Annotated in this window: 11 protein-coding genes; 10 read left to right on the top strand and 1 reads right to left on the bottom strand. The window is 56.5% G+C overall.

Features of this window, described 5'->3' with window-relative positions; all coding sequences use genetic code 11:
- Positions 1-18 precede the first annotated feature (18 nt).
- The 8 genes from ACXAIA_RS05825 to ACXAIA_RS05790 all read left to right on the top strand — a co-directional run bounded on the left by ACXAIA_RS05825 (position 19) and on the right by ACXAIA_RS05790 (position 10,499).
- On the top strand, positions 19-1,743 hold the full coding sequence (locus tag ACXAIA_RS05825; RefSeq protein ID WP_475348508.1) for an OFA family MFS transporter: 1,725 nt from the start codon (positions 19-21) through the stop codon (positions 1,741-1,743).
- Between the two features lie 576 nt (positions 1,744-2,319).
- The gene (locus tag ACXAIA_RS05820; RefSeq protein WP_475348507.1) at positions 2,320-3,213 is read left to right on the top strand and encodes a LysR family transcriptional regulator; all 894 of its coding nucleotides are present in this window, start codon (positions 2,320-2,322) and stop codon (positions 3,211-3,213) included.
- Between the two features lie 111 nt (positions 3,214-3,324).
- Entirely contained in the window at positions 3,325-3,789 is a 465-nt protein-coding gene (locus tag ACXAIA_RS05815; protein WP_475346689.1) for a formate dehydrogenase subunit gamma, read from the top strand.
- Positions 3,786-5,342 carry a formate dehydrogenase beta subunit gene (locus ACXAIA_RS05810; protein WP_475348506.1) on the top strand — a complete coding sequence of 519 codons (1,557 nt, stop codon included), beginning with the start codon at positions 3,786-3,788 and terminating at the stop codon, positions 5,340-5,342. The genes ACXAIA_RS05815 and ACXAIA_RS05810 overlap by 4 nt, the downstream gene beginning before the upstream one ends.
- A 4-nt stretch (positions 5,343-5,346) precedes the next feature.
- Complete coding sequence (fdhF, locus tag ACXAIA_RS05805) at positions 5,347-8,226, top strand: formate dehydrogenase subunit alpha (RefSeq protein ID WP_475348505.1); 2,880 nt, start codon at positions 5,347-5,349, stop codon at positions 8,224-8,226.
- 93 nt (positions 8,227-8,319) lie between these two features.
- Positions 8,320-8,544, top strand: a complete 225-nt coding sequence (locus ACXAIA_RS05800; protein ID WP_044829040.1) for a formate dehydrogenase subunit delta — start codon at positions 8,320-8,322, stop codon at positions 8,542-8,544.
- Entirely contained in the window at positions 8,541-9,350 is an 810-nt protein-coding gene (gene fdhD / locus ACXAIA_RS05795) for a formate dehydrogenase accessory sulfurtransferase FdhD (protein ID WP_475348504.1), read from the top strand. Before ACXAIA_RS05800 ends, fdhD begins: the two co-directional genes overlap by 4 nt.
- Before the next feature lie 237 nt (positions 9,351-9,587).
- On the top strand, positions 9,588-10,499 hold the full coding sequence (locus ACXAIA_RS05790; RefSeq protein ID WP_475348503.1) for a dihydrodipicolinate synthase family protein: 912 nt from the start codon (positions 9,588-9,590) through the stop codon (positions 10,497-10,499).
- Positions 10,500-10,526: 27 nt separating this feature from the next.
- Here the strand turns inward: ACXAIA_RS05790 and ACXAIA_RS05785 are convergent, their stop codons facing one another.
- The gene (locus ACXAIA_RS05785) at positions 10,527-11,237 is read right to left on the bottom strand and encodes a GntR family transcriptional regulator (RefSeq protein ID WP_475348502.1); all 711 of its coding nucleotides are present in this window, start codon (positions 11,235-11,237) and stop codon (positions 10,527-10,529) included.
- Between the two features lie 227 nt (positions 11,238-11,464).
- Here ACXAIA_RS05785 and araD point away from each other — a divergent pair, with 227 nt between their 5' ends.
- A complete protein-coding gene (araD, locus tag ACXAIA_RS05780; protein ID WP_475348501.1) occupies positions 11,465-13,198 on the top strand; it encodes an L-arabinonate dehydratase in 1,734 nt (577 codons plus the stop codon).
- A 10-nt stretch (positions 13,199-13,208) separates the two neighbouring features.
- On the top strand, positions 13,209-13,928 hold the full coding sequence (locus ACXAIA_RS05775) for a ribonuclease activity regulator RraA (RefSeq protein ID WP_475348500.1): 720 nt from the start codon (positions 13,209-13,211) through the stop codon (positions 13,926-13,928).
- Positions 13,929-13,946: the final 18 nt, after the last annotated feature.

The following is a 13,946-nucleotide window of genomic DNA, read 5'->3' as shown; positions in this document are numbered from 1 at the left end:
CGGGAGGAAAACAACGTCATGTTTGACAAGCTCAAGAAAGAACACATCGTCGCTGGCGACGATTTCAACCGCTGGAAAGTTCCGCCAGCATCCATCGCCATTCATTTGTGCATCGGCTCTGTCTATGCCTGGAGTATCTTTAACCCGCCACTGATCAAGGAATTCGGGGTGGTCAGTGCAAGCTCCGGTGACTGGGGTCTGCAATCCGTTGTCTGGATTTTCTCTGTTGCCATCGTCTTTCTTGGCCTTGCAGCTGCCTTTGGCGGCAAATGGCTTGAAGAAGTCGGCCCGCGCATGGTCGGCGTTGTCGCGGCGTTTTGCTGGGGTGGTGGTTTCATCATCGGTGGCCTTGGCATCATGACCCACCAGCTGTGGCTGGTGTATCTGGGTTATGGGGCGCTTGGCGGCTGTGGTCTTGGGCTTGGCTATGTTTCGCCGGTCTCGACCCTTATCCGCTGGTTCCCGGACCGGCGCGGCATGGCGACCGGTATGGCCATCATGGGCTTTGGCGGTGGTGCGATGATCGCAACCCCGATCAAGGAAGCCCTGCTTGCCACGTTCTACAAGGTGCCTGACTATCTTGGTCCGGAAAGTGCCGTGAACCTCGTGACCGAGGGCGGCAAACGTATGGCCGAAGTTGGTGGCCAGATGGTCGAAGTCGTAGTTGCCGGTGCCGCACAGGTTGCCGCTGCACCAGTGCCGATCGAAGAAGGCGTTTATGTTGCCGGAACCGGTAATACCGGTGCGGCTGCGACCTTCTTTACGCTTGGTGTCGCATACTTCATCGTCATGATCATTGCATCCTTCTCCTATCGCGTGCCGCGCGAAGGCTGGCTTCCGGCTGGTTGGACGCCGCCGACTGCGGATGCCGCGTCCAAACGCATGATCACGCATGCCAACGTACACATTGATCAGGCGCTTAAGACCCCGCAGTTCTATCTGCTGTGGATTGTTCTGTGCTTTAACGTGACCGCCGGTATCGGGGTGATTGGCGTTGCCAAGACCATGATGACGGAAATCTTTGGTACGACCTTGCCGTTTATCGTCAACTCCGCCTTTGCGGCGACCTATGTGTTCATGATTTCGGTCTTTAACATGTGCGGTCGTTTCTTCTGGGCCTCGATGTCTGACTATATCGGGCGCAAGAACACCTATTACTGCTTCTTCATTCTGGGCATCGTTCTCTATATGTCGATCCCGTTTGCCGCAGAACAGGTCAGCATCAATCCGGCTGTGACATGGCTTGTCATGTTCTATGCCGCAACCATGATCATCTTCACGATGTATGGCGGTGGTTTTGCAACCATTCCGGCTTATCTCGCCGATATCTTCGGCACCAAATATGTCGGTGGTATCCATGGTCGTCTTCTAACTGCCTGGAGTACTGCTGGTGTTCTCGGTCCGCTTGCCATCACCCAGCTGCGTCAGGCCTCGGTCACCAGTTCGATCAAGGATCTGGCAGCAAAGGTTGATCCGGCAGCATTCCAGGAGAAATTCGGTGCCGGCATCGCTCAGCTTGATCAGCTGGTTGCCGCCAAAACGGTGACCATCGGGCGTCTGATGGAAATTGCACCGGCAGGCACGGTCGATCCGACCTCAAGCCTGTATAACACCACCATGTATGCCATGGCAGCATTGCTTGCGATTGCGCTGATTGCCAACAAGTTGGTCAGCCCGATCCATGAAAAGCATCACATGGAAACCCAGGAAGCCGGCGGAAGCGAAGCGCCGTCGAAAGCCTAACCTGACCAAGGGCGCCAGCCGACGCACCCTCGGCTGGCGCCTGTTTTACTGGTGCTGTCCACTTGCCAGTAAAACAGGGCACGAGTGGGACATCGTGCCAACGCGTCAGGGGCAGATCCGGGTTCCGTTCATCCAGCCCGGATCTGCGTTCTGTTGCAGGAATAACCTTTATGCCCGAAGGGGTAATCGGTTATCCTGCAATCGGAACACTTCCCCGCGATTTAGGGTCAGGACCTATTAATTTGGTTTGAATGGTTAAACAGATTTGTGCGGATACGCGGAGTAAAACTGCAGGAAGGTATTTATCTTTCAAAGTTTTACGACAAAGTAGCCCGTGCAAATCCGATTAATCCGGAGGACAGACGTTATATTTGCAAACTCCAGCGTCAAATCCCTTGTCCGGGATGCCGACCCGACCAGCGGGCTTTTCCTTGGATTTCGCAAATATAACGTCTGCCATTCAAATCAAATTAATAGGTCCTGACCCTAGAGTGTTCAGCCAAAAACAAAGCGAGCCGAAAACAGGATCGCCATCACCGCCATAAAAAGCATCGATCTTGCGATGCCGGATACGCCATGATTGATAAACTCGAAATGTTTATGGTTCTCGCCCGCGAGCAGCATTTTGGACATGCTGCCGAAGAATGCGGCGTGACCCAGCCAACCCTTTCGAGCGCCTTGCGCCAACTTGAAGACCATCTTGGCGTTGTCCTGGTCAAACGCGGATCGCGCTATCAGGGCCTGACACCCGAAGGTGAGCGGGTTCTGGAATGGGCCCGCCATATTGTCGGCAGCACCCGATCCATGCGCGATGAAATGCGCGCCATGCGCTTTGGCCTGACCGGGCAGGTGCAGATTGCGGTTGTGCCGACCGCACTTTCGATGGTCCATGAATTGACCACACCGTTTCGTGAAAAACACCCCGATGTCAGCTTTGCCATCCTGTCGCGGACCTCTGCTGAAATTCAGGCGCTGCTCGATGACCTGCAAATTGATGCAGGGATCACCTATCTTGATAATGAGCCACTTGGGCGTGTCACCGCCATTCCGCTGTATCGCGAACGCTATCATCTGGTGACGTCAAACATCGATGATCTTGCCGGGCGCGACAGCATTACATGGCGCGAAGCTGCGAAATTGCCGCTGTGCCTGTTAACGCCAGATATGCAAAACCGCCGCATCATTGATCAGCATCTTGATGCGGTGGGGGCGAAAGTCAGTGCGACGCTTGAAAGTGATTCGATGATTGCGCTGTTTACTCATGTGCAAACTGGTAACTGGGCCAGCATCATGCCCGAAAAAATGGTCGAGAGTTTCGGCATGCGCGACCGGGTGAAATCGATCCCGATCACCGAACCCGAGGCGACCCACACCGTTGGCCTGATCGCTGCACGGCGCGAACCGGCAACACCGGTTGTGTCGGCTTTGATCAAGGAGGCAGCCCGCATTTCAGAGCTGCAAACCGCTTGATAGGTTTTCGCTATCGCGTAACGGGATGGCTTTATTGAACGCGCAGGCGCAATGCCTGACAATGCTTAGAATAATCAAGAATTTGACAACATGCTTGAGAGAGAGGCTTGCATGTCGGAAACGACCGAGGACCAGAATGTCCGCGTCGCTGCCATTTGTGATCAGATGGCAGCCCTTGAGGGACCGCTTTTGCCGATCCTGCACGAGGTGCAGGAAGAGTTTGGCTTTATCCCCGATGGCGCGCTTCAGACCATTGCCAAGAAGCTGAACCTGAGCCGGGCGGAAGTCCACGGGGTGGCAAGCTTCTATCATGATTTCCGCGAAGAAAAGGCGGGCAAGCATGTCATCAAGATCTGCCGGGCCGAAGCCTGTCAGGCGATGGGGGCCGATGCCCTTGGTGATCAGATCCGTCGTCATTTGAAAGTCGACTGGTCGCAAACCACCGCCGATCACAAGATCACGCTTGAACCTGTCTTCTGCCTTGGTCTGTGCGCCTGCGCCCCGGCGGCGATGATTGATGGCAAGGTTGTTGGCCGTGTCAGTGCGGATCGCATTCTGGAAAAGGTGGGGTCATGAGCATCAAGGTCTATGTTCCACTAGATTCCGGTTCGGTCGCGCTGGGGGCAGATGATGTCGCATCCGCGATTGCCGCCAAGGCAACCAAAACCGGAGCCGATGTCAAAGTCGTGCGCAACGGCTCGTTTGGCATGTATTGGCTTGAGCCGATGGTCGAGGTCGAAACGCCGCGCGGGCGTGTTGCCTATGGCCCGGTCAGCACCGATGATATCGACGCATTGTTTGATGCCGATTTCCTGACCGGGGGCGAACACAAGCTGTTCCTCGGACGCACACAGGATATCCCGTTCCTGAAAAGCCAGTCGCGCCTGACATTTCAGCGCTGCGGCATCATTGATCCGGTGTCGCTTGATGATTACCGTGCCAATGAAGGCCTGAGTGGTCTTGAAAACGCGCTCAAGATGACGGACGAAGAAATCGTCAAGGCCGTTACCGACAGTGGCCTTCGTGGTCGCGGCGGTGCCGGTTTCCCGACGGGGATTAAATGGAATACCGTTCGCGAAGCAGACGGCGATCAGAAATACATCGTCTGTAACGCCGATGAGGGCGATAGTGGCACTTTCGCCGATCGCATGATCATGGAAGGCGAGCCGTTTGTCCTGATCGAAGGCATGATCATTGCCGGTCTCGCCACCGGGGCGACCAAGGGCTATGTCTATACCCGTTCGGAATATCCGACCGCGATTGACGTGATGAACGAGGCGATCGAAGTTGCCCGTGCTGCCGGTGTTCTGGGCGATAACATCCTTGGTTCCGGCAAGGCGTTTGACATGGAAGTCCGCATGGGTGCGGGCGCCTATGTTTGCGGCGAAGAAACGTCGCTTCTCAACAGCATGGAAGGCAAGCGCGGTGTCGTTCGCGCCAAGCCGCCGCTGCCCGCCCTTGAAGGTTTCCTGGGCCGCCCGACGGTGGTCAATAACGTGATTTCGCTGTGCTCTGTTCCGGTCATTCTGGAAAAGGGTCCGGAATATTACCGTGATTACGGTATGGGCCGGTCGCGCGGCACCATCCCGATCCAGATTGCCGGCAACGTCAAACATGGCGGGCTTTATGAAGTCGGCTTTGGTCTGACGCTCGGCGAAATTGTCGAACAGATCGGCGGTGGCACCGCATCGGGCCGACCGATCAAGGCGGTTCAGGTCGGCGGGCCTTTGGGCGCCTATTTCCCCAAGGAACTGTTTGATACGCCGTTTGACTACGAAGAATTCATGAAGCGCGATGGCCTGATCGGTCATGCCGGTATTGTCGTGTTTGATGACACGGTCGACATGATGAAGCAGGCCCGCTTTGCCATGGAATTCTGTGCGATTGAATCGTGCGGCAAATGCACGCCGTGCCGAATTGGCTCTGTACGCGGGACCGAAGTGGTCGACAAGCTTGAACGTGGTGAAGAGCCTGAATTGCAGATCGAACTGCTGCGCGATCTGTGTGAGACCATGAAGTTTGGATCCTTGTGCGCGCTGGGGGGCTTTACGCCTTATCCGGTTCTAAGCGCCCTGACCCATTTCCCTGATGACTTCAAGCCACGCGCGCTTGATATAGCTGCGGAGTGAAACGATGTCCTTGATCAAAGAAGTTGACTACGGAACCCCGGCGAAGAATTCCGAAAAGACCGTCACCCTGACCATCGATGGCAAGGATGTCACCGTGCCGGAAGGTACCTCTGTCATGCGCGCCTCGATGGAGGCCGGCATTCAGGTCCCGAAACTGTGTGCGACCGATATGGTCGATGCGTTCGGGTCGTGCCGTCTGTGCCTGGTTGAGGTCGAAGGCCGTAACGGTACCCCGGCATCCTGCACGACGCCGGCATCGGATGGCATGGTTGTCCATACCCAGACCGACCGGCTCAAGAAAATCCGCAAAGGCGTGATGGAGCTTTATATCTCTGACCATCCGCTGGATTGCCTGACCTGTGCCGCCAATGGTGACTGCGAATTGCAGGACATGGCCGGTGCGGTTGGTCTGCGTGATGTGCGCTATGGCTATGAGGGTGAAAACCACGTTCAGGTCCGCCAGAACGGCGAAGAAAACCCGCGCTACATGGCCAAGGATGAAACCAACCCGTATTTCACCTATGACCCGTCGAAATGCATTGTCTGCTCGCGCTGTGTCCGGGCCTGTGAAGAAGTGCAGGGCACCTTTGCCCTGACCATCGAAGGCCGCGGTTTTGAATCGCGCGTCTCACCGGGCATGCATGAAGACTTCCTTGATTCCGAATGCGTATCGTGCGGTGCCTGTGTACAGGCCTGCCCGACGGCAACGCTTCAGGAAAAGTCGGTCATTGAAATCGGTCAGCCGGAACATTCGGTTGTCACCACGTGCGCCTATTGCGGGGTGGGCTGCTCGTTCAAGGCGGAAATGCGCGGCGAGGAACTGGTCCGCATGGTGCCCTATAAGGATGGCAAGGCCAACCGTGGCCATTCCTGTGTGAAGGGGCGCTTTGCCTATGGCTACGCCAATCACAAGGACCGTATTCTTAACCCGATGATCCGCGAAAGCGTTGATGATCCCTGGCAGGAAGTCAGCTGGGAAGAAGCGCTTCGCTTTACCGCAGACAAGTTCAAGGGCATTCAGACCAAATACGGCAAGGGTGCGCTGGGTGGGATCACTTCATCGCGTTGCACGAACGAGGAAACCTTCCTTGTTCAGAAACTGATCCGTGCCGGATTTGGCAACAACAACGTTGATACCTGTGCGCGTGTTTGCCACTCGCCGACCGGTTATGGTTTGAAAACCACGTTTGGCACCTCGGCCGGGACGCAGGATTTTGATTCTGTCGAACATACCGATGTTGTCATCCTGATCGGGGCCAACCCGACCGACGGCCATCCGGTCTTTGCCTCGCGCCTGAAAAAGCGTCTGCGCGAAGGTGCGAAACTGATCGTGATTGATCCGCGCCGGATTGATCTGGTCCGTTCCCCGCATATCGAGGCGGTTGCCCATGTCGCCCTGCGTCCGGGCACCAACGTTGCGGTTCTGACATCGCTTGCCCATGTCATCGTGACCGAAGGCCTGTTTGACGAGGCGTTCGTACGTGAACGCTGTGACTGGGACGAATTCCAGGATTGGGCGAGCTTTGTGTCCGATCCGAAACACAGCCCAGAAGCCATCGCCGATATGACCGGTGTTGACGCCGATACCATGCGCAAGGCCGCCCGTGCCTTTGCCACAGGTGGGAATGGCGCGATCTATTACGGTCTTGGTGTTACCGAGCACAGCCAAGGTTCCACCACCGTGATGGCGATTGCCAACCTTGCCATGGCGACCGGCAATATCGGCCGTCCGGGTGTTGGCGTGAACCCGCTGCGTGGTCAGAACAACGTGCAGGGTTCCTGCGATATGGGGTCCTTCCCGCACGAATTGCCGGGCTATCGCCATGTGCAGGACAGTGCCACCCGCGATATCTTTGAAGATATCTGGGGTGTTAAGATCAACGAAGAACCGGGTCTTCGTATCCCCAACATGCTTGATGCCGCTGTCGAAGGCACGTTCAAGGGCATCTATATTCAGGGGGAAGATATTCTTCAGTCTGATCCGGATACCAAACATGTTGCGGCCGGTCTGGCGGCGATGGAATGTGTGGTTGTCCATGACCTGTTTCTGAATGAAACGGCGAACTACGCGCATGTCTTCCTGCCTGGTTCGACCTTCCTGGAAAAGGACGGGACATTCACCAACGCAGAACGCCGTATCAACCGTGTGCGCAAGGTGATGACGCCGATGAACGGCTTTGCCGATTGGGAAGTTACCCAGAACCTGGCGCGTGCGATGGGCCTTGATTGGAATTACACCCATCCGTCACAGGTCATGGCCGAAATTGCCGCAACCACGCCAAGCTTTGCCAACGTCAACTATGACCTGCTCGAAGAAAAGGGCTCGGTCCAGTGGCCGTGTAATGACAAGGCCCCGGAAGGGACCCCGGTCATGCATATCGATGGCTTTGTCCGTGGCAAGGGCAAGTTCGTTGTCACCGAATATGTGGCAACGGATGAGCGCACCGGTCCGCGCTTCCCGCTTCTGCTGACGACGGGACGTATCCTTAGTCAGTATAACGTGGGCGCCCAGACCCGCCGGACGGAAAACACCGCCTGGCATAAGGAAGACCTGCTGGAAATCCACCCGCACGATGCCGAACAGCGTGGCATTCGTGAAGGGGACTGGATCCGTCTGGCATCACGGTCGGGCGAAACATCCCTTCGCGCCACCATTACCGACCGTGTCGCACCGGGTGTGGTTTACACCACCTTCCACCATCCGGGCACACAGGCCAACGTGATTACCACCGACTATACCGACTGGGCGACCAACTGCCCGGAATACAAGGTTACCGCCGTTCAGGTCTCACCATCCAATGGTCCGACCGAATGGCAGGTGGAATATGATCGTCAGGCCGAACAGTCGCGCCGGATCAAACCGCGCGTCGATGCCGCTGAATAGGATCGCGAGCCAGACATTGTGCTATACTCCCTTGGCATGATGTCTGGCACTTCCTGCTTCTACATAAAGCTTACAGTCAAAGAGTGAACCGCAATGGCACCTGACAAACTTGTCTATATGGCCAATCAGATCGCGACCTTTTTCAAATCCCAGCCCGAGGGCGAGGGCGTTGATGGTGTCGCAAACCATATCAGCGATTTCTGGGAACCGCGCATGCGCAAGCAGCTGTTTGACATGATCGCCGAAGGCAATGCCGACTTCCATCCGCTGGTGCTGAAAGCCGCCCCGAAGATCCGGAAGGTCAAGGAAACCGCATGACGGCCAAGCCATCGGAAAATCGCATTCTCGACGGGCGCCACGTTGATCTTGCGCGCGCCGTCTCGGGCGATGATGGTAATGATGATGCCCCCATCATGTTGCAGCCGGAAGTTCCGGCTGCTTTGACGTTTAATGGGCATTCCCATGCCGTGATGATGGTCTCGCCGCATGATCTCGAAGATTTCATGGTGGGGTTTGCCCTGTCCGAAGGCATCGCCGATGACATGTCCCAGATTACGCTCCGCGATGTGCGTAAGACCCTGCAGGGTTACGTGATCGAGGCCGATCTGCATGACGACGTGTTTGATCGCCTTGCCGATCGGCAACGCACCCTCGAAGGTCGGTCGGGTTGTGGCTTGTGTGGTGTGCAATCGCTCGAAGCGGTTGCGATGGACAAGATCGGTACGGTGACACCATCGAACATGGCGCAGGATGTTGTTCTGCGCGCGATTGATGCGCTTCCCGATCATCAGACCCGTAACCGTAAGGGCGGCGGGCTGCTGCATGCCAGCGCCTTTGTTGATGGTAGCGGTAACATTGTTCTCGTGCGCGAAGATATCGGGCGCCATAACGCACTGGACAAGGTGCTTGGCGCCATCGCGCGGCAGGGAATTGATCCGGCCGGTGGTTTCGTTCTGATGACCAGCCGCTGTTCCTATGAAATCGTCACCAAGACCGTGCAGTTTGGCGTCGGCGGACTTGTCACCCTGTCGGGGCCGACCCTGACGGCGGTGAACCTTGCCCGCAAAGCGGGCCTTACCATGATTTGCCGTGAACGACGCGGGCTGTTCCGCCGCTTTGCCTGACCGGCCACCAATCTTCCCGAACTTGTAAAATTCCCTTGACCATTTGTCTGAGCAACAGGTGCGCCTGCGCATGTCCATGGCGCGTGGGGTGTATAGCTTCGTGTGCGCACAAAGGGAATTGCCATCGCGTGCGATACTTGTTATTCAAGATGTAAGTAAATATTACAAGATGATCCCGCGCACGCCCGAGCCGACTGGTTCGGTGTCTGCGGGACACGGCACGGGGATAAGGAAACCATGGCACTTTCAAAAACCGAATTGCGCGATGTTTTATCGGGGATCTCGGGCATTCTGGTCACGCCCTATGACAGCGATGGCGAGGTCGCACCCGAAAAGCTCGTCCCTGTGATTGATCGTGCATTGGCCGCAGGCGTGCATTTCCCGGTGGTGAATGGCAATACGGGCGAATTTTATGCCCTGACCACCGATGAGGCGATCACGATGGCAAAATCGGTTGCGGAAATGCTCGATGGCCGTGCACCGATGCTGGCCGGGATCGGCCGTGGTGTCCGTGATGCCTGCGCACTTGCCAAGGCATCAGCCGACGCCGGGGCAGAGGCACTTATGATCCATCAGCCGCCAGACCCGTTCGTCGCCCCGCGTGGTGTGGTTGATTACATCAAACGCATTGCCGATGCATCCGGCGGTCTGCCGATGATGCTGTATCTGCGTAATGACACCATCGGTACCAAGGCGATTGCCGATCTATGTGCCGTCGAAGGTGTTGCCGGGGTTAAATGGGCAACCCCCAATCCGATGAAACTGGCCGAGGCCATCCATGCCTGTGATCCGGATATCGTCTGGGTCGGCGGGTTGGCCGAAACCTGGGCGCCGGCGTTTTATGCCGTGGGGGCACGTGGCTTCACGTCGGGCCTGATCAATGTCTGGCCGGAACGCTCCATGGCCATTCATGCCGCCCTTGAGGCCAGCGACTATGCCACGGCACGCAAGCTGATTTCCGAAATGAAGGCATTCGAGGATGTCCGGGCTGAAGAAATGAACGGCACGAACGTTACCGGTGTGAAATCGGCGCTGAAGCTGCTTGGCGATGACTGCGGGCCGACCCGTCCGCCATCGGCCTGGCCGCTGACCGACGCGCAATCCGAAAAGCTGGCGGCCTTCATGAAAGGAAACGGGCTGATCGAATAGCCCGCGCAGGGGATTGGCCGGACCGTTTTAGAAGAAGGACGGATGGCGTTCGCGGATGGCATCGACGGTGGCAAGGGTGCCCATCAGATGTTCGCGGACAACCTCACAGGCGGTGTCGGCATCGCCCGCATCGATCGCTGCCAGAATGCGGGCGTGACAATCAAGGATGGAGGCCGATTTCCCCGGGTCGGGCAGGTTGAGTTTGCGCAGACGGTCAATATGACCGGACCGCGCTTCGATCACACCATAGAGTTGGGCGACACCGGCAGCCTCATAAAGCGCGTAATGGAAATCGCGATCAAGTTTGCCAAAGGTATCAAGATCGTTTGCGGCGCTGACCGCATTTTGCTGGGCAAGAATGGAGTGGGCTTTGACAGTCAGGGCAGGGTCTTTGGCATTGGCGAGACGGCGGGTGATTTCAAGCTCGACCGACAGGCGCAGGAACTGGGTTTCAAGCGCGTGTTCGACATCGATGCGCGAGACCTCTGTCTTCGATTGCGGAAAGGTATCAACGAGGCCTTCTTCTTCAAGCTTGAGTAATGCATCACGCACCGGTGTCTGGCTAACGCCATATTCCTCGGCGATTTCAACCCGCGACAGGTACTGGCCCGGTGCCAGTTCAAGATCAATGATGCGCTGGCGCAAGGAATCATGGAGTTGCGTACTGGCCGAACCCCGCTTGAGTTTCGGCAGACGTTTTTTGGCAGTCGGTGCGTCTTTGATCAGGTTTTCGACCATGATGTTCCCGCAATTCTTGTCTGTCCCCGCAATTTGTATACAGGCGTCTTGTCGGATATGCACTAATATATTACTATATCAAACAGTCACAAGTGAATATCTTTCCATGTCTGATGACGGCGGCGAAAACTCTCAGATCAGTGTGTTTGCGTCCAAGATAAAAGATCACCTTTCTGATCGCCGCCCGCCGCAAACATGGTCGCGTTTTACATTCCGAGGATAAGACAATGAGTAAGAAACAGCCTCAGGACCTGAGATCGGCACGCTGGTTTTCCCCCGATGATCTGCGCTCTTTCGGGCATCGATCACGCATGATGCAGCTTGGCTATTCCGAGGATGATTTCCGCGGAAAGCCGATTATCGGTATTCTCAATACTTGGTCGGAGCTCAATACCTGCCACGCCCATTTCCGCGAACGGGTGGTTGATGTCAAACGCGGTGTCGCGCAGGCGGGTGGCTTTGCCGTTGAACTGCCCTCGCTTTCGGTTGATGAAAGCTTCACCAAGCCGACCTCGATGCTTTATCGCAACCTGCTTGCCATGGAGACAGAGGAAAACATTCGCTGCCATCCGCTTGATGGGGTGGTTCTGATGGGCGGCTGTGACAAATCGACACCGGGTCTGGTCATGGGCGCAATTTCAGCCGGTGTGCCGATGATATATCTGCCAGCCGGTCCGATGCTGCGCGGTAACTACGCCGGCAAGACGCTGGGTTCCGGGTCCGATGCCTGGAAATACTGGGATGAACGGCGTGCAGGAAACATTAGCGATGATGAATGGCTTGGCATTCAGGGCGGTATTGCGCGTTCTGCCGGGACCTGCATGACCATGGGTACGGCATCGACCATGACGGCAATTGCCGATTCCATGGGGCTGACACTTCCGGGTGCATCGTCAATCCCCGCAGTCGATAGCGGTCACCAGCGCATGTCGGCGGATTGTGGTCGCCGGATCGTTGATATGGTCTGGGAAGATTTGACACCTGATAAAATCATCACCGATGCATCCTGCCGCAATGCCGCAATCGTTGCCATGGCAACCGGCTGTTCGACCAATGCGGTGGTGCATCTGATTGCGATGGCCAAACGCGCGGGTGTTGGGCTTAAGCTTGAAGACCTCGATGAGCTTGGCCGCAGCACACCGCTGATCGCCAATGTCCGGCCGTCGGGCAAGGATTACCTGATGGAGGACTTCTTCTATGCCGGTGGTCTGCGCGCGCTGATGAAGCAGATGGAAGATCGGCTTGATACGACCTGCATCACCGTCACCGGCAAAACATTGGGTGAGAATCTCGAAGGGGCGGTGGTTTATAATGATGATGTCATCCGCCCGATCACCAATCCGGTTTACAAGGAAGGCTCGCTTGCGGTTCTTAAAGGCAATCTCTGTCCGACCGGGGCGGTGATCAAACCGGCGGCCTGTGATCCGAAGTTCCATGTGCATGAAGGCCCGGTGATTGTCTTTGACAGCTATCCGGATATGAAAAAGGCCGTCGATGACGAGAACCTTGATATCACGCCAGACCATGTGATGGTTCTGCGCAATGCCGGGCCACAGGGCGGGCCGGGCTTCCCGGAATGGGGCATGCTGCCCATTCCCAAGGCCCTGATCAAACAGGGTCATCGTGACATGTTGCGGATTTCCGATGCGCGGATGTCAGGCACGTCTTACGGCGCCTGTGTCTTGCATGTCAGCCCGGAGAGCTTCATTGGCGGACCGCTGGCACTTCTGCAAAACGGGGATACCGTGCGTCTGGATCTGCCCAACCGCTCACTTGATATGCTGGTGACTGACGAAGAACTTGAAAAACGGCGCCAGGCCCTGACGCCGCCGGAACCAAGGTTTGAACGTGGCTACGGCTATATGTTCTCGCGCCATGTCACACAGGCCGATCAGGGCTGTGACTTTGATTTCCTTGAAACTGCTTTCGGCAAGACTGCCGGCGAACCTGATATTTTCTAAGGACCCCGAGATGACCGAATATGTACTTTCCGAGGATACCCGCGCAAAGCTGATGCGCGCCTCCACGGCATCCATCGCAACCCAGCTGTTTAAGCGGGGCTTGCGCAACCAGTTCATTCAGGGCGTCAAACCGGTTGCGCCCAAAAAGAAAAACATGGTCGGGCAGGCCTTTACCCTGCGTTACATCCCGGCCCGTGAAGACCGCAACGCGCTTGAGGTTTTCCGCAATGCCGACCATCCGCAACGGGTCGCGGTCGAAACCTGCCCGCCCGGTCATGTGCTGGTGATGGATGGTCGGAAGGATGCGTCTGCGGCATCTGCCGGATCGATCCTTGTCACCCGTCTGGCGGTGCGTGGGGCGGCGGGCATTGTATCAGATGCCGGTTTCCGCGATGCCGAAGGCATTGGCGCGCTTGATATGCCAGCCTATTGTGCCGGTCCATCGGCGCCCACCAACCTGACCAAGCATGAAGCTCTTGATATCAACATCCCGATTGCGTGCGGCGATGTGGCGGTATTCCCCGGTGATGTGTTGGTTGGTGATACTGACGGGGTGATGGTGATCCCGGCCCATCTGGCCGTTGAAATTGCCGATGCCTGTGCCGGCATGGAAAGTTACGAGGCCTTTGTCCTTGAGCAGGTCCAAAGCGGGGCCTCAATCATCGGACTTTATCCCTGCACCAAGGATGAAAATCAGAAAAAGTATGAGGAATGGCTCAAAAGCCAGTAAGATCAGGTAAATGCCTTG

The organism is Thalassospira sp. ABL2_045 (genome assembly GCF_056161285.1).
Note: the sequence above shows the minus strand (reverse complement) of the source record. Positions and strands in the feature narration are given on the sequence as shown.